Origin of the sequence: Rhodoferax sp., assembly GCF_028689295.1 — a bacterium.
Lineage (GTDB): Bacteria > Pseudomonadota > Gammaproteobacteria > Burkholderiales > Burkholderiaceae_C > Rhodoferax.
The window spans coordinates 17928-42924 of record NZ_JAQTWL010000019.1 but is presented as its reverse complement, the minus strand read 5'-3'; the positions used below and the strand labels follow the sequence as shown (position 1 = coordinate 42924).

The 24997-nt window shown below is 62.1% G+C and carries 16 protein-coding genes, 1 riboswitch and 1 other annotated feature; of the genes, 9 read left to right on the top strand and 7 right to left on the bottom strand.

Annotation, left to right across the window (positions count from 1 at the left end):
* Positions 1–386 precede the first annotated feature (386 nt).
* A protein-coding gene (locus PHF15_RS13990; protein WP_300121945.1) for an IS3 family transposase occupies positions 387–1615 on the top strand; the annotation gives its coding sequence in 2 pieces (ribosomal slippage) (positions 387–678 and positions 678–1615; 1230 coding nt in all).
* Positions 668–784 (top strand) — a sequence feature (AL1L pseudoknot). It overlaps the preceding gene by 117 nt.
* Positions 1616–1840: 225 nt before the next feature.
* Positions 1841–3310 (top strand): mannose-1-phosphate guanylyltransferase/mannose-6-phosphate isomerase, encoded by a 1470-nt coding sequence (locus tag PHF15_RS13985; protein WP_300121944.1) that lies wholly within the window; start codon positions 1841–1843, stop codon positions 3308–3310.
* A gap of 4 nt (positions 3311–3314) precedes the next feature.
* Here the strand turns inward: PHF15_RS13985 and metF are convergent, their stop codons facing one another.
* From metF to ahcY, 3 genes are all read right to left on the bottom strand, one after another.
* Positions 3315–4154 carry a methylenetetrahydrofolate reductase [NAD(P)H] gene (metF, locus tag PHF15_RS13980; protein ID WP_300121943.1) on the bottom strand — a complete coding sequence of 280 codons (840 nt, stop codon included), beginning with the start codon at positions 4152–4154 and terminating at the stop codon, positions 3315–3317.
* A gap of 65 nt (positions 4155–4219) precedes the next feature.
* Positions 4220–5056 carry a TlyA family RNA methyltransferase gene (locus PHF15_RS13975; protein ID WP_300121942.1) on the bottom strand — a complete coding sequence of 279 codons (837 nt, stop codon included), beginning with the start codon at positions 5054–5056 and terminating at the stop codon, positions 4220–4222.
* Positions 5057–5063: 7 nt separating this feature from the next.
* Complete coding sequence (gene ahcY, locus PHF15_RS13970; RefSeq protein ID WP_300121939.1) at positions 5064–6515, bottom strand: adenosylhomocysteinase; 1452 nt, start codon at positions 6513–6515, stop codon at positions 5064–5066.
* Positions 6516–6581: 66 nt separating this feature from the next.
* Positions 6582–6690, bottom strand: a riboswitch (S-adenosyl-L-homocysteine riboswitch).
* Positions 6691–6816: 126 nt separating this feature from the next.
* Here ahcY and PHF15_RS13965 point away from each other — a divergent pair.
* From PHF15_RS13965 to glgX, 3 genes are read left to right on the top strand one after another with little or no spacing between them, the layout of a single operon-like run.
* The gene (locus tag PHF15_RS13965; protein WP_300121937.1) at positions 6817–9249 is read left to right on the top strand and encodes a glycogen/starch/alpha-glucan phosphorylase; all 2433 of its coding nucleotides are present in this window, start codon (positions 6817–6819) and stop codon (positions 9247–9249) included.
* A 41-nt stretch (positions 9250–9290) separates the two neighbouring features.
* Positions 9291–11468, top strand: coding sequence for a 1,4-alpha-glucan branching protein GlgB (gene glgB, locus PHF15_RS13960; protein ID WP_300121934.1), 2178 nt, complete (start codon positions 9291–9293; stop codon positions 11466–11468).
* Complete coding sequence (glgX, locus tag PHF15_RS13955) at positions 11456–13576, top strand: glycogen debranching protein GlgX (protein ID WP_300121931.1); 2121 nt, start codon at positions 11456–11458, stop codon at positions 13574–13576. The genes glgB and glgX overlap by 13 nt, the downstream gene beginning before the upstream one ends.
* 53 nt (positions 13577–13629) lie before the next feature.
* Here the strand turns inward: glgX and malQ are convergent, their stop codons facing one another.
* From malQ to PHF15_RS13935, 4 genes are read right to left on the bottom strand one after another with little or no spacing between them, the layout of a single operon-like run.
* Positions 13630–15144, bottom strand: coding sequence for a 4-alpha-glucanotransferase (gene malQ / locus PHF15_RS13950; RefSeq protein WP_300121929.1), 1515 nt, complete (start codon positions 15142–15144; stop codon positions 13630–13632).
* Between the two features lie 51 nt (positions 15145–15195).
* Positions 15196–16644, bottom strand: coding sequence for a glycogen synthase GlgA (gene glgA / locus PHF15_RS13945; protein WP_300121927.1), 1449 nt, complete (start codon positions 16642–16644; stop codon positions 15196–15198).
* 17 nt (positions 16645–16661) lie between these two features.
* Positions 16662–17939 carry a glucose-1-phosphate adenylyltransferase gene (gene glgC, locus PHF15_RS13940; protein ID WP_300121925.1) on the bottom strand — a complete coding sequence of 426 codons (1278 nt, stop codon included), beginning with the start codon at positions 17937–17939 and terminating at the stop codon, positions 16662–16664.
* 26 nt (positions 17940–17965) lie between these two features.
* Complete coding sequence (locus PHF15_RS13935) at positions 17966–19618, bottom strand: alpha-D-glucose phosphate-specific phosphoglucomutase (RefSeq protein WP_300121924.1); 1653 nt, start codon at positions 19616–19618, stop codon at positions 17966–17968.
* 193 nt (positions 19619–19811) lie between these two features.
* On the opposite strand from PHF15_RS13935, the gene PHF15_RS13930 reads away from it, so the two are divergent.
* Genes PHF15_RS13930 through PHF15_RS13915 form a run of 4 tightly spaced genes read left to right on the top strand, consistent with a single transcriptional unit; the run spans position 19812 to position 24996 of the window.
* The gene (locus PHF15_RS13930; protein ID WP_300121923.1) at positions 19812–21443 is read left to right on the top strand and encodes a peptide chain release factor 3; all 1632 of its coding nucleotides are present in this window, start codon (positions 19812–19814) and stop codon (positions 21441–21443) included.
* 39 nt (positions 21444–21482) lie between these two features.
* Positions 21483–22604, top strand: a complete 1122-nt coding sequence (locus tag PHF15_RS13925; protein WP_300121922.1) for an MFS transporter — start codon at positions 21483–21485, stop codon at positions 22602–22604.
* Between the two features lie 36 nt (positions 22605–22640).
* The gene (locus tag PHF15_RS13920) at positions 22641–23108 is read left to right on the top strand and encodes a DUF2721 domain-containing protein (RefSeq protein ID WP_300121921.1); all 468 of its coding nucleotides are present in this window, start codon (positions 22641–22643) and stop codon (positions 23106–23108) included.
* Between the two features lie 10 nt (positions 23109–23118).
* Positions 23119–24996 carry a putative nucleotidyltransferase substrate binding domain-containing protein gene (locus tag PHF15_RS13915; protein WP_300121920.1) on the top strand — a complete coding sequence of 626 codons (1878 nt, stop codon included), beginning with the start codon at positions 23119–23121 and terminating at the stop codon, positions 24994–24996.
* Position 24997 lies beyond the last annotated feature (1 nt).

The following is a 24997-nucleotide window of genomic DNA, read 5'->3' as shown; positions in this document are numbered from 1 at the left end:
TGTTTTTAATGATCTTGAAGCAACTTTTACACCGCTTCTTTTTTGTTTCACTGTGATCAGCGAAGCCTTGTATTCTAGCACGCCTTTTTTGCGTTTTTCCTAGAAATTTTGAATATTTCTAGGAAAATTTTATTTCGCAGAGAAGGCTGTTTTAGTGCAAGCTACGCCGTGATCAGCGAAGCTTTTCATTTTAGCACGCCATTTGTGTCCTTTGCTGGAAAAATTTTGGCATTCATCAAAGACCGTCAAGCATTGGTGTGTGAATCGCCCCGGGTTTGAACTGACCCCCAGAAGTTGGACGGTTGCGATGCATCCTAACAGTCAATGTTTCTCAGCTGAATCGCCCCGGGAATTGAGGAGGCTCCAAACTTTGAGAAGATGGAGCCATGAGCAAGAAATCAAATCGTTTTTCCCCCGAAGTGCACGAACGCGCGGTGCGCATGGTGCAGGAGCACCGTGGCGAATACCCATCCCTGTGGGCCGCCATTGAATCGATCGCACCCAAGATCGGCTGCGTCCCGCAAACCCTGCATGAATGGGTACGCAAGCAGGAGATCGACACCGGACTGCGCGAAGGCGTCACCAGCGAAGAGCGTGAGCGCATCAAAGCCCTGGAGCGTGAGAACAAGGAACTGCGCCGGGCCAATGAAATCCTCAAGCTGGCCAGTGCGTTTTTTGCCCAGGCGGAGCTCGACCGCCGACTCAAGTCCTGAGAGGTTTCGTGGACAAACATCGTGACACCTACGGGGTCGAGCCAATCTGCGAAGTTTTGCAGATTGCCTCGTCCGGGTATCGTCGCCATGCTGCTTGCCAACGCAAACCAGAACTGCGCTGTGCACGTGCCAAGAGGGAGGACACCCTGATGCCAAAAATCCAGCAAGTCTGGCAAACCAACATGCAGGTCTACGGCGCAGACAAGGTCTGGCATCAGATGAACCGTGAAGGCGTCGAGGTGGCCCGTTGCACGGTCGAGCGGTTCATGAAACGCTTGGGGCTGCAGGGCGTGCGCCGGGGCAAGGTCGTTCGTACCACAGTGCCAGATAAGGCGCTGCCTTGCCCGCTGGACCGGGTCAATCGGCAGTTCAAAGCCGATCGTCCCAACCAACTGTGGGTGTCGGATTTCACCTATGTTTCAACCTGGCAGGGCTGGCAATACGTGGCCTTTGTGATCGATGTGTTCGCCAGGCGCATCGTGGGCTGGCGTGTCAGCAGTTCCATGCGCACGGATTTCGTGCTCGATGCGCTGGAGCAGGCTTTGTATGACCGTCAGCCAGACCAGAATGCACTGATCCATCATTCAGACAGAGGTTCGCAGTACGTCTCCATCCTTTACACCGAGCGCCTCGCCCAGGCCGGGATAGAGCCTTCGGTGGGCAGTCGTGGCGACAGCTATGACAACGCACTGGCCGAAACGATCAATGGGCTGTACAAGGCCGCATTGATTCACCGCCGTGCTCCCTGGAAAACCAAGGAAGCCGTGGAACTGGCCACCCTTGAATGGGTGCACTGGTTCAACCACATCCGACTGCTGGAGCCGATTGGGTATATTCCACCGGCCGAGGCTGACGCAAACTACTATCGGCAACTCGCCGAGAAGACCAAAAACACGATCTGACTTAAACCAACTGGCCTCCACGAAACCCGGGGCGATTCAGTGCGATTGGGCCGTAGCATTTTGTTTGAAGACATCCGAATCGCCGTTGACGTGCGCTTTAACGAAATGATAGTGTCGCCCAGCTACTGCGTTGATCGCAGCGAATCCCTTTATCGTGACGACCATTGGGCTCTGTTTCCCTGTAATATTGCCCGCGCTTAGACTGACCTATGAGAGCTATTCAACATGCCTACATCCATACTAATCCAGCCCGTGGTTCTCTCCGGCGGCTCCGGCACCCGCCTGTGGCCACTGTCGCGAGAAAAATATCCCAAACAATTGCTTAGTTTGGTGGGGGACGAGTCACTGTTGCAAGCCACGGTGCGGCGTGTGCAGGGAACGCCCGGCGTCGAATTGGCGCCACCCATGATTGTGTGCAATGAAGAATACCGTTTTGTCATCGCCGAGCAGCTCCGCCTGCTCGGCCAAAATGGGACCGTGGTGCTGGAGCCATGTGGCAGGAATACTGCGCCGGCCCTGACGATCGCGGCGTTGTCCGCGCAAAAAAATCAGATCGATCCGGTCCTGCTGGTGATGCCCGCCGACCATGTAATTACCGACGTCATAGCCTTCCAGCAAGTGGTCAGCCAGGGAGCGGCTTTGGCTGAGGCCGGTGCTGTGGTCACTTTTGGTATCACGCCCGATGCCCCTGAAACAGGCTATGGCTATATCCAGTCAGGGGATGCCTACAGTGGCGCGAGCGGCACTAGCGCCCATTTGATCAAGCGTTTTGTCGAGAAGCCCGATCTGGCCACCGCGCAGTCTTACCTGGCAGAGGGCAGCTATCTGTGGAACAGCGGTTTGTTTATGATGCGCGCCTCGGTCTGGCTGGCCGCCATGGGGCACTGCCGTCCCGACATTCTGACCGCCTGCCAAACCGCCTGGGACCAAGGCCAAGCCGATGGCGAATTTATCCGTGTCGGCAAGGAGGGTTTTGCACAATGTCCTAGCGACTCGATTGATTACGCCGTGATGGAGCGCATTGCCGCCAGCGGCCAAGCTGACGCAGCCGAATTACCTGTCGGAGTTGTATTGCCCCTGAGCGCAGGCTGGTCTGACGTCGGCGCTTGGGACGCCTTGTGGCAAGTGCTGCCCAAGGACAGCCATGGCAACGTGAGCCAGGGCGACGTGCTGCTGCAGGATTGCGAAAACACGCTGGCGATCTCTGGAGGCCGGTTGATTGCCTGTGTCGGCGTGCGCGACCTGGTGGTGGTGGAAACGGCCGACGCCATTTTGGTTTCGCACAAGGATACAACCCAGGATGTGAAAAAGATCGTCGATGCGCTCAAGGCCAAAGGTCGATCAGAGGGCAGCATCCACCGCAAGGTGTTCCGCCCCTGGGGCTGGTACGACGGCGTGGATGCGGGTGAGCGCTTTCAGGTCAAGCGCATCGTCGTCAAACCGGGTGGCACGCTGTCGCTGCAAATGCACCACCACCGTGCCGAGCACTGGATTGTGGTCAGCGGCACCGCCAAAGTGACCAAGGGTGATGAGAGCTTTTTGCTGTCAGAGAACGAGTCCACCTTCATTCCGCTGGGCACCACCCACCGCCTGGAAAACCCTGGCCGCCTGCCCCTGGAAATGATCGAGGTGCAGTCGGGCTCCTACTTAGGTGAAGACGACATCGTGCGTTTCGACGACATGTACGGGCGTTGACGTCTCAAAGTCCCAGCCGCCTGCAAATTTCCAGCGTCGCGGCACTCTGGTTCATGCTGTAAAAGTGCAGGCCGGGTGCGCCACCAGCGCGCAATTGCTCGCACAAATCCGTTACCACATCCAGACCAAAGGCCTTGATGGAGGCGCTGTCATCGCCAAAGCTTTGCAAGCGCAATCTGATCCAGCGCGGAATCTCGGCACCACAGGCGTCGCTGAAACGCATTAGTTGCGCTGAACTTGCAATGGGCATGATGCCCGGCACCACGGGCACGCTCACGCCCAGTGCGTCGGCATCCTCGAGAAAGCGGAAATAGGCATCCGAGTTGTAAAAATACTGGGTGATGGCCGAATCGGCCCCCGCCTGCACCTTGGCGGCAAAGGCTTTCAAGTCGGCCTCGGGCGACCTGGCTTGCGGGTGCATCTCTGGGTAAGCCGCCACTTCGATGTGAAAGTCATTACCCATCTCGGTGCGGATAAAGGCCACCAGATCGCTGGCGAAATGAAATTCGCCCCCAGTGCCATAGCCGCTTGGCAAATCGCCGCGCAGCGCCACCAGACGCTTCACGCCCATGGCCTTGAGAGTGACCAACTGTTCTCGCACGCGCACGCGCGTGGCGCCAATGCACGAGAAGTGCGAAGCCGCGCTGACGCCCTCGCTCAAAATGTCGCGCACCGTGCTGAACGTGCCCTCTTGGGTGGAGCCACCGGCACCAAAGGTCACCGAGCAAAACTCGGGCGTGAGCGCATAAATCTGCTGGCGAACCACGCGGAGCTTCTCGACGCCCTCGGGTGTCTTGGGCGGAAAAAATTCAACGCTGACAGGAAAACTGGTGTTGGAAGTCATGACGACCTTCTAAAGTCATGGAGACATCGCCTGCCCCTTGGCGCGTCGGTCTGTCCCGCGGTGTTTCAGGATGCTGCGTCTTTGGTCGCACCAATAAAAAATTCACGGTTGCCATCACCGCCGGTGATCGGTGAATCAAACCAGTGCGTCACCTTCAAACCCAGCTCAGCACAGGCTTCGCGCAAACGCTGCTCGACCAGCAGATACAGCGTCGCATCCTTCACGATGCCGCCCTTGCCCACTTGGCCGGGTTGCAGTTCGAACTGGGGTTTGACCAGCGTCAGCAGCGTGCCACCGGCTTTGAGCAAGGGCACCACTGCCGGCAATACCAGCGTTTGCGAGATGAACGACAAATCGGCCACGATCAGGTCAAATTCGGGGACAAATTCAATGTCAGCTGCGTCCTGGCCTTCGTCACCATCATCAAGGTCAAATTGGCCACCATCCCCCGTGCTATCTTCGTAGGCAGCCACCAGATCAGCGGCCTCCAGCGCACGGGCGTTCACGGCTTCCACGCACAACACCCTGGGGTCCGCGTACAGCTTGGGGTGCAACTGGGAACTGCCCACGTCCACACCCACAACGAACCTGGCCCCTTGTTGCAGCAGGCAGTCGGTGAAGCCACCGGTGCTTTGACCCACGTCCAAGCATTGGAAACCGTCCACGGACAAACCAACCTGCTTCAGCGCCGCTTCCAATTTGAGGCCGCCGCGCGACACATAGCGGGCTTCCGAGTCGTCGAGCAGGCGCAACGCGGCATCGTTCGGCACGTGGTCACCGTTTTTGCCGGCCCGACACCAGCCGTCGGCCAGTTGCCACTCCACCCCACCAGCAATCAGGCGCTGGGCCTGCGAGCGGGTACTGGCCAGGCCACGCTGCACCAACAGTTGGTCAATGCGCATGGGGTGCCTAGTAGCGGTAAGAGTCGGCCTTGTACGGGCCGGACTTGCTCACGCCAATGTAGGCGGCTTGCCCGTCGGTCAGCTCGGAGAGTTGCACGCCGACCTTTTTCAGGTGCAGGCGCGCCACTTTTTCGTCCAGCAGCTTGGGCAACACATAGACTTGCCCAACCTTGTAGCTTTTGGGCTTGGTGAACAGCTCAATCTGTGCAATGGTCTGGTTGGCGAAGCTGGAGCTCATGACAAAGCTGGGGTGGCCGGTGCCGCAACCCAGGTTGACCAAGCGGCCCTTGGCCAGCAAAATGATGCGTTTGGCCGGAGTCTTGCCCTTGGCCGGAAAGATCACATGATCGACTTGCGGCTTAATCTCTTCCCACTTGCATTTGGCGAGCGAGGCCACGTCGATTTCATTGTCGAAGTGGCCAATGTTGCACACGATCGCCTGGTCTTTCATGGCCGCCATGTGCTTGTAGTTGATCACGTTCAGGTTGCCGGTGGCGGTGACAAATATGTCGCATTTGTCGGCGGCGTATTCCATGGTCACCACCTTGAAGCCTTCCATGGCCGCTTGCAGCGCGTTGATCGGGTCGATCTCGGTCACCCACACCTGGGCAGAGAGCGCGCGCAGAGCCTGGGCGCAGCCCTTGCCGACGTCGCCGTAGCCTGCCACCACGGCCACCTTGCCAGCAATCATCACATCGGTGGCACGCTTGATGCCGTCCACCAAAGACTCGCGGCAACCGTACAGGTTGTCGAACTTGCTCTTGGTCACCGAATCGTTGACGTTGAAGGCGCGCAGCATCAACTCGCCCTTGGCCGACATGTCGTTCAAGCGGTGCACGCCAGTGGTGGTTTCTTCGGTCACGCCGATGATGTGCTTGATGCGCCGGCTGTACCAGGTCGGATCGACTTTCAGCTTGGCCTTGATGGCGGCATACAGGCAGGTTTCCTCTTCGCTGGTCGGGTTGTCGAGCAGCTTGGCATTTTTCTCGGCCTTGGTGCCCAAGTGCATCAGCAGCGTGGCGTCGCCGCCATCGTCCAGGATCATGTTCGGGCCTTCAGCCGCCGCGCCCTTTTTGCCACCAAATTCAAAAATGCGGTGGGTGTAGTCCCAATAGTCGGTCAGCGACTCGCCCTTGTAGGCAAACACCGGGATGCCTTCGGCCACCAAAGCGGCGGCGGCGTGGTCCTGGGTTGAATAAATGTTGCATGACGCCCAACGCACCTCGGCGCCCAGCGCCGTCAGGGTTTCGACCAGCACCGCGGTCTGGATCGTCATGTGCAGGCTGCCGGTGATGCGCGCACCCTTGAGCGGCTGCTCTTTGGCAAATTCTTCACGGATGGCCATCAGGCCGGGCATTTCGGTCTCGGCAATGTTGAGCTCTTTGCGGCCCCATGCGGCCAGGCCGATGTCGGCAATGATGAAATCAGTGGGTTTAGCAGTTATTGATACGGCGCTCATGGTTCACTCCAAAAGTTAAGGTGACAACCACAGCATGCAGGGCGGGAAAAATCTCACCTCACGCGTTGTGGGTGAGCGCCGTTGTGAAACGCTGGGCCAGTTGCCGCAGCGGGTTCCGAGCCTCACTCAGCGCCGGGATACTGCCCTGACGTGAGCTGCAACGCTCCTCGGAATGGGCGCGATTATAGAGATGTGGCAAGACCCGCGAGTTAAACGTGGTAACCGCACGGTCAAATCAACACGAATTGGCGTGCAAAATACAGCTTTGCCGTTCCATTGCCAAAAGTCTGAAAGAATCCAGTTGAACGTTTCCACCACGCCCCTCGCCGCCCCGCTGCCCGACCAAATCAACGCCCACCTGCTGCACACCATCGGAGTGGCGCCAGAACACGCTTCAGCCAGCGATCTGATGCAGGCCACCGCCCAGGTCGCGCGCGCTCAGCTCTCCAGGCGCTGGGTGTTCACGCAGTCGCAGGAGAAAAAACAAAAGGCGCGTCGCGTGGTCTATTTGTCGATGGAATTTTTGATGGGGCGCACGCTGTCCAATGCGCTGGCCGCGTTGAACCTCACCGAAGGCGCCGCTTCGGGTCTGGCTCAGCACGCCCAGCGCCTCGAAGACATTGCCGGCCATGAGACCGACGCAGCCCTGGGCAACGGCGGCCTGGGGCGCCTGGCGGCGTGTTTTCTGGACTCGATGGCCACGCTGGGACTGCCGTCCTTTGGCTATGGCATTCGCTATGAGTACGGCATGTTCGCCCAGGAGATTCAGAATGGCAGCCAGGTCGAGTATCCCGACTCCTGGCTCAAAGATGGCACCCCCTGGGAGTTCCCGCGGGCCGACTTGACTTATACGGTGCGTTTTGGCGGCAGCGTGGCGCACCTCAACGGCAATGTGGCTTGGAAACACGCCGGCGAGGTCGCCGCCAAGGCGTATGACATGGTGGTGCCAGGCCACGGCACTGAAAAGGTCAGTACTCTGCGCTTGTGGAAAGCGGTGGCGCCCGACCATATCGACCTGGGGGTCTTCAACGCCGGCGACTATGCCCGCGCTGCCTCGGCCAAAAACGAATACGAGAACATCTCGTGGGTGCTGTACCCCAACGACAGCACGCCCGCCGGCCGCGAGTTGCGTCTCAAGCAGGAGTATTTCTTTGTCGCGGCCTCGATGCAAGACCTGATCCATCGCCACTTGACTGAACACCCCTCGCTGGACAACCTGGCCGAGCACGTCGCCATCCACCTCAATGACACCCATCCGGCCATTGGCGTGGCCGAGTTGATGCGCATTTTGTGCGACGAGCACGCTTTTGACTGGGATCGCGCCTGGGCGCTGAGCGGCAAAACATTCTCCTACACCAACCACACCCTGATGCCAGAGGCGCTGGAGACCTGGCCACTGAGCCTGATCCAGCAAGTGCTGCCACGGCACATGGAAATCATCTTCCGCATTAATAAGGAATTCCTCGACCTGGCCGCGCGCTTTCGCCCCGGCGACCATGATTTTTTGAAACGCTTGTCGTTGATCGACGAAACCGGCGAGCGCCGGGTGCGCATGGCCCATTTGTCGGTGGTCGGCAGCCACCTGGTTAATGGCGTGTCGGCGCTGCACTCCGAGCTGCTGGTGCACACGATTTTTGCCGACTTTGCGTCCCTGTGGCCCAATCGCTTCACCAACATGACCAATGGCGTTACGCCGCGGCGCTGGCTGGCGCAGGCCAACCCGGGCCTGGCCGCCCTGCTTGACGAAACGCTGGGCAAAACCTGGCGGCTCGACCTCGACCAGTTGAAGCGGCTCGAAAGCTGCCAGGGCGATGCGGCGTTTACCGGGCAATTCATGGCCATCAAGCGCGCCAACAAAGTGCGGCTGGCCGATTACATCGCGCAAGCCACGGGTGTTCGGGTCAGTCCGGACAGCCTGTTTGACGTGCAGGTCAAACGCATCCACGAGTACAAGCGGCAACTCCTCAATCTGCTCCATGTGGTCAGCCGCTACCAGGCCATTTTGACCAACCCGCAAGCACCCTGGGTGCCGCGCACCGTCATCTTTGCCGGTAAAGCTGCGTCGAGCTACCAGGTGGCCAAGTTGATCATCCGGCTGATTCACGATGTCGGCCTGACCATCAACAACGACCCCCGCATCGGCGACAAGCTCAAGCTGGTGTTCCTGCCCAACTACGGCGTATCGGTGGCCGAGGTCATCATGCCCGGGGCCGATCTGTCCGAGCAAATCTCCACCGCGGGCACCGAGGCCTCGGGCACCGGCAACATGAAGCTGGCGCTCAACGGCGCCCTGACCATTGGCACCGACGACGGCGCCAACATCGAAATCCGGCAGCAGGTTGGCGATGACAATATTTTCATCGTCGGACTCAAAACGCACGAAGTGCGCCAACTGCGGCTCGAGGGCTACCACCCTCTGCAGCACTACCAGGACAATCCCGCGCTCAAGGCCGTGCTCGATGCCATTGGCGACGGCCAATTCTCCCCGGACGAACCCGAGCGTTACCGGGCCCTGGTCAATTCGCTGGTGTGGGGCGGCGACCACTACCTGCTGCTGGCCGACTTTGCGTCCTATGTCGCCACCCAGGCGAAGGTGGACGAACTCTACAGCCGGCCTGATGCGTGGTGCCGGTGCGCCATTCGCAACGTGGCGGGCATGGGCGTATTCTCCTCAGACCGTACCATTGGCGAGTACGCGCGCGACATCTGGCATGTTGCGCCGACGCCCGACTGATTTCAAAATCCCGACCGACCGCATCACCCCGAGCCCTTGCCATGTTGCACCACCACACCATCGAGATGATCTGCAACGCCAGCCACGGCGACCCGTTCGCCGTGCTCGGGCCGCATGCCACCCGGGACGCGCAAACCTCGGTGCGCTGTTTTTTGCCCAGCGCCACCAGCGTCGCGGTGCTTGATGCCCATGATGCGTTGGCAGCACGCCTCAAGCCGCGTGCCACCGGTTTTTTTGAAGGCAAAGTCAAGGCTGCAACCAGCGCCACCTATCGCCTGCAGGTGCAGTGGGAAAGCGGCCTGAGCAGCGTCCTTGACGACCCCTACCGATTCCCGCTGGTGCTCGGCGAGATGGATGTATGGCTGCTCGGCGAAGGCACACATTTGCGCCCCTTCGAGGTGCTCGGCGCGCACCTGGGCGCCATGCTGGGCGTGGACGGCACGCGCTTTGCGGTGTGGGCTCCCAACGCCAGCCGCGTCAGCGTGGTGGGCGACTTCAACCATTGGGACGGCCGCCGCCACCCGATGCGCCTGCGCCGCGAGTGCGGCGTCTGGGAGCTTTTCATACCCGGCATTCCCAAGGGCGCGCTCTACAAATTCGAGATCCGCACGCGTAGCGGCGAGGTCTTGCCAGCCCGCGCCGACCCCTACGCGCTGCAAGCCGAACTGCGCCCGGCCACCGCCAGCCGCGTGGCTCAGTTGCCAGAAAAAATAGCGCCGTCTGGACAACGCCAACAGGCCAACGCCCTGGACGCTCCCGTGAGCATTTACGAGGTCCATCTTGGGTCGTGGCGCCGCGTCGCAGAAGACGGCAACCGCTGGCTCAGCTGGGATGAACTCGCCGACGCGCTGATTCCCTATGCAAAGGACATGGGCTTCACCCACCTCGAATTGATGCCCATCAGCGAGCACCCGTTCGACGGCTCCTGGGGCTACCAGCCGATCGGCCTGTACGCACCCACTTCCCGCTTTGGCGATGCCGATGGCTTTGGCCGCCTGGTGGCGCGCTGCCATGCCGCCGGCATCGGGCTGATTCTCGACTGGGTGCCGGCGCACTTTCCCAGCGACGCGCATGGCCTGGCCAACTTCGATGGCACTCACCTTTACGAGTACGCCGACCCGCGCGAAGGCTTCCATCAGGACTGGAACACGCTGATCTACAACCTGGGCCGCACCGAGGTCAGCAACTTCCTGGTTGGCAACGCGTTGTACTGGCTGGAGCGTTTTGGCGTCGATGGCCTGCGCGTCGATGCGGTGGCCTCGATGCTCTACCGCGACTACAGCCGAAAGGCCGGCGAGTGGATTCCCAATGTGCACGGCGGGCGTGAAAACCTGGAGGCCATCGCCTTCCTGAAACGCGTCAACGAGGTGGTCGGGGTGGAGTGCCCGCAGGCCATCACGCTGGCCGAAGAGTCCACCGCCTATCCTGCTGTGTCGCGCCCGACCTATGCCGGCGGCCTGGGCTTTCACTACAAGTGGAACATGGGCTGGATGCACGACAGTCTGGCCTACATGGCGCGCGACCCGATCTACCGCCAGCATCACCAGGGCGAAATGAGCTTCAGCCTGGTCTACGCCTTCAACGAGAACTTCGTGCTGCCGATCTCGCACGACGAAGTGGTGCACGGCAAAGGCTCGCTGCTGGGAAAGATGCCGGGCGACCGCTGGCAACAACTCGCCAACGTGCGCGCCTTTTTGGGATACATGTTTGGACATCCCGGCAAGAAGCTGCTCTTCATGGGCTGCGAATTTGCCCAGGAGCGCGAATGGAACCATGACCAGAGCCTGGACTGGCATTTGCTGGATCTGCCCGGCCACGCCGGCGTGCAGCGCCTGGTGCGCGACCTCAACGCGCTGTATCGCGCCACCCCGGCGCTGTACCAGCAGGACTTCGTGCCGGCGGGCTTCGAGTGGATCGACCACAACGACGCCGCCCATTCGGTGCTGAGTTTTGTGCGCCATGGTCTCGACGCCAGCACCTTCACCGTGGTGGTGTGCAACTTCACGCCGCAAGTCTGGCCAGGCTACCGTCTGGGCGTGCCCCGCGCGGGCAACTACCGCGAGATGCTCAACACCGACTCGGCCCACTACGGCGGCAGCAATGTCGGCACGCCCCTGGGCTGCGCCACAGCTGAGCCCACGCCCAGGCACGGCAAGCCATGCTCCATCTTGCTCACCCTGCCCCCTTTGGCCACCGTATTTTTTAAATGGACCGCTTGACCATCTCCCGTCTGCAGGACGGCCACCCGTGGCCAATGGGCGCCCATTTTGATGGCCACGGCGTTAACTTTGCCGTTTTTTCAACGCATGCCCAAGCCATGGAGTTGTGCCTGTTCGACGCCGAGGGCAAACAGGAGTTGGCGCGACTGCCTTTTCCCTGCCATACCGTCGATGTCTGGCACGGTTACCTGCCGGGGGCGCAACCCGGCCTGGTGTATGGCCTGCGCGCGCACGGCCCCTGGCGGCCCGACAAGGGACACCGCTTCGATGCCAGCAAACTGCTGCTCGACCCCTACGCGCGCGACATCGTGGGCCCGTTCGACTGGCGCCCTGAGCACTTCAGCCCCGACCGCCTGCACCCCGCGCACAAGGACAGCCACGACAACGCCGCCTATGCGCTTAAGGGCCGCGTCACGCACGACCGCTTTGACTGGGGCGATGACGCCGCCCCGGGCATCACCCTGTCCGACACGGTGCTCTACGAATGCCACGTCAAGGGCTTCTCCAAACTCAACTCGCAGATACCGCCCGAGCTGCGCGGCAGCTATGCAGGGCTGGCGCACCCGGCCTCGATCAAGCACTTGAAGGATTTGGGCGTCACGGCCATCAGCCTGCTGCCGGTGCATTACAGCCTCAGCGAAGAACGCCTGGTCAGCCAGGGACTCACCAACTACTGGGGCTACAACACCATCGGCTTTTTTTGCGTCAATCCGCAACTTGCCAGTCGGCAGGATGGCATGACAGAACGCGACGAGTTTCGCCACATGGTGCGCGCCCTGCACGCGGCCAAGCTCGAAGTCATTCTGGACGTGGTCTATAACCACACCGCAGAAGCCGATGAGTCCGGCCCCACCCTCAGTTTCAGGGGGCTCGACAACGCCAGCTATTACCGCTTGCCTCCCGACAACCCCGGCCACTACGAAAACTACAGCGGCTGCGGCAACACCCTGAACCTGCGCCAGCCCAAGGTGCTGCAAATGGTGATGGACAGCCTGCGCTATTGGGTCGAAGAGATGCATGTCGATGGCTTCCGCTTTGACCTGGCGCCGGTGCTGGGCCGCACCGACACCGGCTTTAGCGCCCAGGCCGCATTTTTTGCCGCCATGGCGCAAGACCCGGCGCTGTCGCATGTCAAGATGATCGCCGAGCCCTGGGACACCGGTCCAGGCGGCTACCAGGTGGGCGGCTTCCCGCGCGGCTGGCTGGAGTGGAACGATAAATTCAGGGACTGCATGCGCAGCTTCTGGGTTCGTGGTGCAGCCGCGGGCGCCGAGATGCCGTCGGGCTGCACGCGCGGCAACTTTGCCATGCGCCTGTGCGGCTCGTCCGACCTGTACCAGGAGCGCCGCCGCGCGCCAGCCAAGTCGGTGAACTATGTGGTGTCGCACGACGGCTTCACCCTGCTTGACCTGGTCAGTTACAACCAGCGCCACAACGAGGCCAACCTGGAAGACAACCGCGACGGTCACAACGACAACCTGAGCTTCAACTGCGGCGAGGAAGGCCCCAGCGATGACCCGGTGGTCCGGGAATTTCGAGCCCGGCTGCAGCGCGTGCTGCTGGCCAACACGCTACTGGCCCAGGGCACGCCCATGCTCTGCGCTGGCGACGAACTCGGCCACAGCCAAGATGGCAACAACAACCCCTATTGCCAGGACAACGCCACCACTTGGATCGACTGGTCGGGGTTAGATGCTGATCTGCTGGCCTTCAGCCAACATGTGATTGGTCTCAGGCACCAATTGCAACCCTTTGCCAACCGCTGGTACAACGGCATTGCCGATGCTATCGGCCAGTATGACGTGTCATGGTGGAATTTTGATGGCAGCACGTTGCAGGGCGATGGCTGGCACCAGTCAACCGCACGCACCCTGGCTTGCCTCATCGGCAAACCCGGCCGCAGCGCCACCCCCTTGCTGCTGCTGTTCAACGCGAGCGCCACCGAAGAGTCCTTTCTCTTGCCGCGCGGTCACTGGCAGGCCCTGCTCGATACCAGCCAGCCGCGCGGACAAAGCGCCCAGCAAGGCAGTGGCGGCAAGGGCCTGCGAGTCGCGGCGCACAGCCTGATGCTGTTGCAGCAAAGCGCCAGAGACTCGGTCCTTACCTGAGTTTTGCCAGGCGCTTCATCGCCAATCGTTCCAGCATTGACCCTGTTGTGGTGCTAAATTTTCAGGCGGTCAAAGTCCACCCGGCCGCTGGCGGCTGTGATGTCGGCCAGCTGCCGTGCCACTTCCGGCCCGACCCAGTCCCATTTGAATCGCCACGCCCAGCAGCCCATGGTGCCGGGGGTGTTCATGCGGTGCGCGCTGCCCAGCCCCAGCACATCCTGGAACTGGCACAGCGACAAGCGCGCCACCGAAAAGCTGGCGGCGCGCACCATCGCCCAATGCACCGCATGGCCGTCTAGCCCCAAGTAGTGTTCAGCAAAGGCCCGCTCGCGCGCGCTGGCACTGGCCCACCAGCCGGGCACGGTGTCGTTGTCATGGGTGCCGGTATAGACCACGGTGTCGGGCTCGAAGTTGTGCGGCAAAAAGGGGCTGCCGGCATCGCCGGAAAAAGCAAACTGCAGCACCCGCATGCCGGGGAAACCCGTGCGCTCGCGCAACATGGTCACCTCATGGGTGATGATGCCTAGGTCTTCAGCGATGATGGGAAGGTCGCCCAGCGCCGTCGACAAGGCCTCGAACAGCGCGTCGCCCGGACCGGGCAGCCAGCGGCCTTTCACCGCATTGGGTTCACCAGCCGGAATTTCCCAGTAATCGACAAAGCCGCGAAAGTGGTCGATGCGCACCAGGTCGGCCAGATGCAGTTGGCGGCGCACCCGCTCGATCCACCAGCGGTAGCCGTCATGCGCCATGGCAGCCCAGTTGTACAGCGGGTTGCCCCAGCGCTGGCCAGTGTTTGAGAAAAAGTCGGGCGGCACGCCGGCCACCACGCGCGGCTGGCCGCTGGCATCGAGCTCATAGAGGTCTGGCCGGGCCCAGCAGTCGGCACCGTGGTGCGCGACAAAAATCGGCAGGTCGCCCACCAGCCGCACGCCTTTGTCGTGGGCATAACGCTTGATGGCCTGCCACTGCAGCTCGAACTGCCACTGCACGAAGCGCCAAAAGGCGATTTCCTGCGCATGGCTGGCGCGCACCTTGGCCAGCGCCACCGGATCTCGCAGGGCCAGCGCCGGTGGCCACTCGGGCCACAGCGCGGGGCGGTGGGCCTGATCAAGCGCCATGAACAGGGTGTAGTCGTCCAGCCAGGCCTGCTCACCCAGGACCCAGGCGGCCAGGTCAGCCTGGTCCTGCGCCGTGGCGTGCTGCTCAAACCCGGCAAACGCCTCGCGCAATTTTTGCAGCCGCCAGGGCGTCACCGCCGCATAGTCAACGCGCTCCTCATCCCAATCGGCTTGCAAGCTTTGTGACGTCAGCCAGCCGCGTTGCACCAAAGGCTCGAATGCCACCAGCAGCGGATTGCCGGCAAATGCCGAGCTGCCCATGTAAGGAGAGTCACCCGGCCCAACCGGCCCCAGCGGCAAGGTTTGCCACAGCGTTTGCCCGGCGCTGTGCAGCCAGTCGATGAAAAAATACGCATGGGGGCCGAAGTCACCCATGCCGTGCGGCCCGGGCAAAGAGGTGGGATGCAACACCACCCCGGCGGCGCGCTGCGCCATCCATGAATCAGCCATGCGTGACAAACTCCCCATAAAAATCAAAAGAACGGCTGTTTTCCAGACCACTCAACCAAGCAGGCGCTGGTACAGCGCCACATACTGCGCTGCCGCTTTGTCCCAGCCCAGTGGCTGCGCCATGGCACGCTGGCGCACGCTGCGCCACTCGCTTTTGCGTTCATACAGCGCCAATGCGCGGCGCATGGCACGCGCCAGCGCCTCGGGCGTGAAATCATCAAACACAAACCCATTCGCCGTGCCGTCGGCCAGGTTTTCCAGCGCGCAATCGACCACGGTGTCAGCCAGGCCACCGACCCGGTGCACCAGCGGCAGGCTGCCGTATTTCAGGCCATACATTTGCGTCAGACCGCAGGGTTCGAAGCGCGATGGCACCAGCGTGACATCAGTGGCCGCAAAAATGCGATGGGCGAAGGCTTCGTCGTAGCCAATGCGCACCGACACTGCTTGCGGGTGGGCTGCCGCGCGCGTCTTGAAAGCAGCCTCGAGCGCGGCATCGCCGGTGCCCAGCACCACCATTTGCCCGCCCCGGGCGATCAGCTCATCAAGCACCGCCATCACCAGGTGCAGCCCCTTTTGCTCGGTGAGACGGCTCACCACGCCAAACAGCGGCGCCTTTCCTCTGGCATCCAGGCCCAGTTCCAGCTGCAACGCGCCTTTGCAGCGCGTCTTGCCGGCCGGCGTCTTGGCATCGAAGGGGTGGGCGATAGCTGAATCGGTGGCCGGGTTCCAGACCGCCTCGTCCACCGCATTGAGGATACCGCTCAGATCATGGGCACGCGAGCGCAGCAGGCCATCGAGTCCGCAACCCTGCTCTGGCGTCTGGATTTCCCGGGCGTAGGTCGGGCTCACAGTGGTGATGTGGTCGGCGTAATAAAGCCCGGCTTTCATGAACGACAACTGGCCATGAAACTCCAAGCCGTTGACCGAGAAAGCAGCGTTGGGCAGACCGAGATCGAAGAAATGGCTCGGCGCAAACACGCCCTGATAGGCCAGGTTGTGCACGGTATAAACGCTCGCCACCTGCCTGCCCTGGGCTGGCCCATACGCCAGGTAGGCTGGCGTCAGGGCGGCATGCCAGTCGTGGCTGTGCACCACCTCGGGTTGCCAATGGGCATCGAGTCCGCACGCCAGCCTGGCCGCCACCCAGCCTAGCAAGGCAAAGCGCCGATGGTTGTCATGGAACGGCCGGCGCTGCGCGTCTTCATAGGGTGTGCCAGGTCGGCAATACAAAGCTGGCGCATCGATCACATAGGCAGCCAGGCCCGGCGTGCCCAGTACGCCCTTGCGCAGCAGCACGCGCTCACCCCAGGGGGCGGTGAGCTCGGCCAGCACGCTGGACGACTGCAGATCGCCCATGATCGGCGTAAAACCCGGCAACAACACGCGCACATCGCAACCGGCGGCCTTCAGGGCGACAGGCAGGGCGCCCGCAATATCGGCCAGGCCCCCGGTTTTGAGCAGCGGAAAAATCTCGGCGCTGACTTGCAATACATTCATCTAAAAAGTCTTTCGTTTCACAGCCTGGCCAGCATGTCGCGCGTGATCAGCACCACGCCGCCTTCGGTTCGCTCGAAGCGCTGCGCGTCGAGCACCGCATCTTCGCCCACCACCAAGCCTTCCGGGATTTCGCAGCCGCGGTCGATCACCACTTTGCGCAGGCGGCAGTGGCGGTGAATGGTCACATCGGGCAGCACCACGGCCTCGTCGATATGACAGTCAGAATGCACCCGCACCTCGGAAAACAGCACCGAATGCGCCACATGCGAGCCCGACACAATGCAGCCGCCCGACACCACGGTATTGGCATAAATGCCATGGTTGCCATCCTTGTCCGGCACAAATTTGGCCGGTGGCAACTGGCGCTGGTAGGTCCAGATCGGCCATTCGGTGTCGTAAATGTCGAGCTCCGGCACGGTCGAGGCCAGGTCCAGGTTGGCAGACCAAAACGCGTCGATGGTGCCGACGTCACGCCAGTAAGGCTCCACCTCTTTGACCCGTGACACGCAGGACAGTCCGAACGGATGCGCCAGTGCCCGGCCATCAGCCACGGCCTGCGGAATCACGTTCTTGCCAAAGTCGTGCTCTGACTGCGGATTGGCCAGGTCATCATCGAGCAGTTGATACAGGTAATCTGCGTCAAAAATGTAAATCCCCATGCTGGCCAGCGACACGGCGTCATTGCCAGGCATTGGCGGCGGGTCATCAGGCTTTTCGACAAAAGCGGTGATTTGGCGCGTCTCGTCGATGGCCATCACCCCGAACGCGCCGGCCTCTGCGCGAGGCACTTCGATACAGCCCACCGTGCAGCCCGCATCACGGGCCACATGGTCCTTGAGCATGATCGAGTAGTCCATCTTGTAAACATGGTCGCCGGCCAGGATCACGATGTATTTTGGCTTGCTGGAGCGGATGATGTCCAAGTTCTGAAAAATGGCATCGGCTGTGCCGCGGTACCAGTGCTCCTCGCCTGCACGCTGCTGGGCCGGCAGCAGGTCCACCATTTCATTGAGCTCGGCGCGCAAGAAACTCCAGCCGCGCTGCAAATGGCGCATCAGCGAATGCGATTTGTACTGTGTCACCACCGCCATGCGCCGGATGCCCGAGTTCAGGCAATTCGACAGCGCAAAGTCGATGATGCGGAACTTGCCGCCAAAGTACACCGCCGGCTTGGCGCGCGTGTCGGTCAATTGCTTGAGCCGCGAGCCGCGACCGCCGGCCAGGATCAAGGCCACGGTATGCCGCACCAGTTGATGGGTTTCCGGGGCTCTTGTCTCTATCTGGGCTTGCACCATGAATGTCTCCTTGAGGTTGATTTTTTTCAGGTGGCCACCGTGGGGCCGGCCATGCCGGTGCGCACCCTGATACCGGCGACCTGTTCGGCCACAACCGCCAGTTCGGCCAGCGCCTGCTGCACGGGCTGGTCCTGCTGGGCCACGTCGGCCTCGTAACGCTCCAGGTACAGCCGCAGCGTGGCGCCCTCGGTGCCGGTACCCGACAGCCTGAAAATGACGCGCGCGCCATCGTCAAACATCAGGCGAATGCCCTGCTGGCCCGAGACGGAACCATCCACCGGATCGGTGTAGGAAAAATCATCGGCCACCACCACCCGACGTTGGGCAAACTGCCGCCCGACAAGGGCGGGCAAGGCAGCGCGCAAAGCCTCCATCAGCGTATTGGCCACATCCACCGCAATGCCCTCATAGTCATGCCGGGTGTAGTAATTTCGGCCGTAAACACGCCAGTGTTCGCGCACCAGAGTCTCCACCGAACGGCCCGTGGCGCCCTGCAAACTGAGCCAGAACAAGATCGCCCACAGCCCGTCCTTTTCGCGCACGTGGCTGGAGCCGGTGCCGTAGCTCTCTTCGCCGCACAAGCTGACGCGCCCGGCATCAAGCAGGTTGCCAAAAAACTTCCAGCCGGTAGGGGTCTCGAAACAGGGCAAATCCAGCGCCTTGGCCACGCGGTCCACCGCTGCCGAGGTCGGCATGGACCGCGCCACGCCGAGCAGTCCGTCCTTGTAGCCCGGAATCAACTTGGCGTGTGCGGTCATCAGCGCCAGGCTGTCCGACGGCGTGACGACAAAGTTGCGGCCCACCACCATGTTGCGGTCGGCATCGCCGTCCATGGCGGCGCCAAAGTCGGGTGCATCGGCCCCTTGCATGTGGGCAATCAGGTCTTCGGCGTTGACCGGGTTGGGGTCGGGGTGCAGGCCACCAAAATCTTCCAGCGGCACGGCATTGACCACCGTGCCCGCCGGGGCGCCCAGCTCGCCCTCCAGAATCGCCCTGGCATAGGGCCCGCCCACGGCGTTCATGGCATCCACGCGCATCGCGAAGCCGCGTGCAAACATGCCGCGCAGCAGGGCGAAGTCGAACAGTCCGCGCATCACCGCCGCGTAATCCGCCACCGGGTCGATCACCTCGACCTGCAGCTGCTCGACTTGCTGCAAGACCAGACGATCCAGGTCAATGTCGGGGGCGTCGCTCTGGCGCAGTTCAGACAGCACCTGGGTGCGCGCATAGACCGCCTCGGTCAGGGCTTCGTTGGCCGGGCCGCCATTGCCGGCGTTGTACTTGATGCCGAAGTCGCCCTCCGGCCCACCCGGGTTATGGCTGGCCGACAGCACGATGCCGCCAAAGGCGTGACGGCGCCGGATCACCGCGCTGACTGCAGGCGTGGACAAAATGCCGCCTTGCCCCAGCAGCACACGCGCCAAGCCGTTGGCCGCTGCCAGTTTCAGAATGATTTGCACCGCACTGCGATTGAAGAAACGGCCGTCGCCGCCCAGCACCAGGGTCTGGCCATGCAAGGCGCGGCCCCCGGCTCCGCCGGCGTTGAGCACGTCGAACAGCGCCTGCGCAAAATTTTCAAGGTAGCGAGGCTGGGTGAACACCGTCACCTTTTTGCGCAAACCCGAAGTCCCGGGACGCTGGCCTGCAAAGGGCTGGGTTGGAATTGTCTGGATGGCCATGATGGGTAACACCTGCTGCAACTGTGACCACTTGAATTTAGCACCAAACACCCCCGAGAAAACCGCCCGCCCAGCCTTTAAAATGTGGCGATTCCCTAGTGGCTGCGCCAATTACCCGGTTTTCTGGTCAAACCAGCCGTTTGCCTGACCCGTGCTGACCACCCGGCAGCCACCTCCCATTCGAGACCACCCCGTGACCTACGCTTTTGAAACCCGCCGCCGCCGCACTTTTGCCATCATCTCGCACCCCGACGCGGGTAAAACCACGCTGACCGAAAAGCTGTTGCTGTTCTCGGGTGCCATCCAGATTGCGGGCTCGGTGAAGTCCCGCAAAGCCACGCGCCATGCCACCAGCGACTGGATGGAGATCGAGAAGCAGCGCGGCATTTCGGTCGCCAGCTCGGTCATGCAGATGGTCTATCGCGACCACGTCATCAACCTGCTCGACACCCCCGGCCACAAGGACTTTTCAGAGGACACCTACCGCGTGCTCACGGCCGTGGATTCGGCCTTGATGGTGATCGACGCGGCCAACGGCGTCGAGAGTCAAACCCGGCGCCTGATCGAGGTCTGCCGCCAGCGCGATACCCCCATCATCACCTTCATCAACAAGATGGACCGCGAAGTGCGCGACCCGCTCGACATTCTGGACGAGGTCGAGCGTGAACTTGGCATGCCTTGCGTGCCCATGACCTGGCCGGTCGGCCAGGGCAAGACCTTCGGTGGCATCATCAATCTGCGCACCCAGACCATGACCGTGTTTGAATCTGGCTCAGAGCGCCTGCCGCACGACTTCGAGGCCATGCCGCTGTCTAGCCCCGAGGCACTGCAGAAGCGCTTTGGCCACGAATGGGACACCGCCCTGGAAAGCATGGAGCTGGCCACCGGCGCCAGTCCCAGGTTCGACCGCGAAGCCTTTCTGGCCGGCAAGCAAACCCCGGTGTTCTTTGGCTCGGGCGTAAACAACTTCGGGGTCATGGAAGTGCTCGACGCGCTGGTCGATCTGGCGCCCTCGCCGGGTCCGCGCACCAGCTCGTTCGTGGTCAACAAACAGCCCGTCATCAAGGAGGTCCACCCCGAAGACGACGCTTTTTCAGGCGTGGTGTTCAAGGTGCAGGCCAACATGGACGCCAACCACCGCGACCGCATCGCCTTTGTGCGCATTGTCTCGGGTAAATACACACCGGGCATGAAACTCAAGGTGATGCGCACCGGCAAAGAGCTGCGCCCCACCAGCGTGGTCACCTTCATGAGCCAGCGCCGCGAGGCGGTGGAAGAAGCCTATGCCGGCGACATCGTCGGCTTCACCACCCACGGCGGCGTGCAACTCGGCGACACCATCACCGACGGCTCGGTCAACCTGCTGTTCACCGGCCTGCCGTTTTTTGCACCCGAGATGTTCATGACCGTGGTGCTGAAGAACCCGCTGCGCACCAAGCAGTTGCAGCAGGGTCTGGCGCAGTTGGGCGAAGAGGGCGCGATCCAGGTGTTCCGGCCCGAGATGGGCGGCAACATGCTGCTCGGCGCCATCGGCCAGCTGCAGTTCGAGGTGGTGCAGCACCGCCTCAAAGGCGAATACGACGCCGATGTGCGGTTGGAGGGCAGCCAGTACACCGGCGCGCGCTGGATCACCGCCGACTCGCCCGCCGAGCTGAAAGAATTTGTCTACGCCTACCCGCAGCGCATGGCGCGCGACGCGGCCGACACGCTGGCCTACCTGTGCACCAGTCCCTACGACGTGCGGCTGGCGCAGGAGCGCTTCCCCAAGATCCACTTCCACCCGCTGCGCGAGCATGCCGGGCTGGCGTTGCAATCGGCGGGATAAATCTTGCGACAAGGCTTGCTGAGCGTCTTTGGCTCAACTTTGTTCCTCCTCTCGGGCGTTTTCATGCTGTCGCCGCTGCTGTTGCTGCTGCTCAAGCAAGCCGACGTTTCCAGCACGGTCGCCGGGCTGTTTGCGGCCACCACCTGGCTGGGCATTTTCATCATCACGCCCTTTGCCTCGGTCATCACCCGCCGACTGGGACGGCGCCGCGCCATGTGGCTGACCTCCACCCTCCCACTGGTCGCTGCGCTTGGTTTTTTCACGACCAGCAGCCTGTGGCTGTGGTTCGTGCTGGCACTCGTCGCTGGCCTCGCCGATGGACTGCGCTGGGTGCTGGCCGAGGCTTTTATTGCAGAATTTGCCCCAGCGGGACAGACGGGCCGCTACATCGGTGCCTTTGCCACCATGATCGGACTCACCTTTGTGATTGGTCCGGCGCTGCTGGCCTGGGTCGGCCCCGACAATGCCCAAGCCCTCTGGCTGGTGATGGCGCTGCTGGCCATCGGCCTGGGCTGGACCGCCCTGATTCCACCGCTGCCGCCGGACGCTGATCGCCACAGTGCCGGCATCGGCCTGCACGGACTGTTGCGCGCAGTCCGGTCCCATCCGGTGATCATGCTGGCGGGGTTCCTGGGCGGTTTTTTTGAACTCGGTCTGGCCTCCATCCTGCCGCTTTACGGGCTTACCCTGGGCTTGGGCGCCAGCGCGGCGGCACTATTGGTGTCGGTCAGTGGAATGGGCGGCACGCTGGCGGCGCTGCCTGCGGGCATGCTGGCAGACCGTTTTGATTCGCCCGTTCTGGGCCGCAGAACCATGATGGCAATCTGTGCCGGACTTATTTTTCTGTCGGCCTGCGCCAGTCCCTGGGTCAGCCAGCACCGGGGGCTGATCTGGCCGATGGTGGCCATCTGGGGCGCCGCGGGAGGCGCCCTCTACACCCTGGCCATGATCGACATTGGTTCGCGCGAAAAAGGCATGACACTCGTCAACGCCACGGCCGTGCTGGTGCTGACCTATACCCTGGGTGGGCTGATCGCGTCGGGCATCTCCGGGGCGTTGCTTGACTTGTCAGTCGGCATTGGTTTTCCGGCCCTGTTGATGGCGGTGGCGGCCATTGGTTTGGTCGCACTGCTCAGAAACAGACACACCCGAAGCGCATGAAGTTACAGTGAGACGATTCACCACCGGGGAACGACCATGTTTTTTGCCACCGACCTCGACACCGTCACCCACGGCATCCAGCTTGCCGTGGCGCCGGTTTTTTTGCTCACCGCCGTGGCCGGCATGATCGGCAGTGTGGCCGGTCGCCTGGCGCGCATCATCGACCGCGCCCGCGTGCTCGAAGACCGCATCGAGGTCGCTCCATCCAACAATCCGATGAACGCTGCCTTCTCCGAGCTCAAGCAACTGCGACAGCGCGGCGCGTTGGTCAACGCCTGCATTGCGCTGCTGACGTTTTGCGCCATCATGATCGGTTTGACCATCATGGCGCTGTTTCTGGGCGAGACCACAGAGTGGCAAATATTTCGCATCGCGACCATCCTGTTTCTGTCTGGCGTGACCTGCTTCTTGCTGGCCCTGCTGTGTTTTCTGACCGAGACCCTGATCGCCACCCGCATGCTCAAATTTGGCCGAAAATTGCCCAAATCCCCGTCACAACCGTGAAGCCTCTGCCATGCCCGCCACGCCCAAGCCCTCGCCCCTGTTGACCAGCCACCTCTCCCGGCAGCGGACTTTTGGCCAGCTCAGCGCCAAAAGCCGTGACGCGTTGGCCGCCCAGTTCACCCTGGTCTCGGTGACGGCGGGCACCACGCTGATGACGCAGGGCCAACTGCCGAGCCGGCTGGTGCTCGTCCTGAGCGGCGCAGTGCGCCTGAGCGACCCCGATTTGAATCTGTCGGTGCAGTTGGAAACGGGCGACCTGTTTGGTTTTGGCGCCACGCCGACGCCGCAATTGGCCACCTGGCAGGCCGTGGCCGCCGCCGATTGCGATTTGGCATGGTTGTCGGCGCAAGGCCTCGAGCAACTGTGCGCCAAGCACCCGCAACTTGCCTTCTTTTTCCCCTCCATTGCGCCAGCGGATCAACCGCAGGCCAGGCAGTCCAGCCAGGTCAGCGAATCCGGCAGCGCGCTGAACCTGCTGAACACCCCCATTCGCACCCTGATCAAACGCGAGCCCATCACGCTGCCGCCCCACACCTCGATCCAGGACACCGCAATGGTCATGCGCGACCGGCGCGTGTCCTCGGTGTTGCTGGTCGAGCAGGGCCTGCTGTTCGGCCTGGTCACCGACCGCGACCTGCGCAACCGCGTGGTGGCGCTCAATCTGGACATCACCCGCCCGATCTCCGACATTGCCACACTGGCGCCGATGACGGTGAGTGCCAACAGCCCTGCGTTCGAAGCCCTGCTCCTGATGGCGCGCCACAACATCCACCACATGCCGGTGATGGACGGCGGCAACATCCTGGGCATGATCACCGCCACTGACCTGACCGAGCAGCACAGCACCTCGGCGGTGTACCTGGCCGGCGACATCTACAAGCAAACCACGCTCGACGGCCTGAAAAGCATCAGCGGACGCGTCGGTCAACTACAACAGCACCTGGCCGCCGCCGATGCCAGCGCCTACAGCACCGGCCACATCGTGACCGCCATCACCGACGCCATCACAACCCGGCTGATTCACCTGGCCGAGGCGCAAATGGGGCCGGCCCCGGTGGACTACGTGTGGGTGGCCGCCGGCAGCCAGGCGCGCAACGAGCAAACCGCCAAGTCCGACCAGGACAACTGCCTGATGCTCGATGACGCGTTTGATGAAGCCGTGCATGGCGAGTACTTCAAGCGTTTCAGCAAATTTGTCTGCGACGGCCTGGCCGAGTGCGGCTACATCCACTGCCCGGGCGAAATGATGGCCATGACCGACACCTGGCGCCAGCCGCGCCGGGTCTGGGCCGAGTATTTCCGCAAGTGGGTGGAGCAACCCAAACCCAAGTCACTGATGCTGACCTGCGTGTTTTTCGACCTGCGCGCGATCCACGGCAAGGCCGAGCTGCTCGACGGCCTGCGCCAGCAGGTGGTGCAGCACACCAAGGGCAACAGCCTGTTTCTGGCGCACATGGTGAGCAACGCCCTCAAGCACCGCCCGCCACTGGGTATGTTCGGCCAGATCACGCTCAGCCGGGGTGGCGACCACCCGCACACCATCGACCTCAAACACACCGGCATCGTGCCGATCGTCGATCTGGCCCGGGTCTATGCGCTGGCCGCCGGCGTCACGGTGGCCAATACCCACGACCGGCTCGAAGTGTCGGCGCAGGCCGGCGAAGTGACCGGGCAAAGCGCGCGCGACCTGCGCGATGCACTGGAGTTTTTGGGCAAGCTGCGCATTGCCCACCAGGCGCACCAAATGGTGCTGGGCCAGGCGCCTGACAACTTTCTGGCGCTGGAAGAACTCAGCAACTTCGAGCGCAGCCACCTGAAAGACGCGTTCAGCGTGGTGCAAACCCTGCAGGGCGTGCTGGGTCAGCGCTATGCGGGCGGGCGCTTCTAGA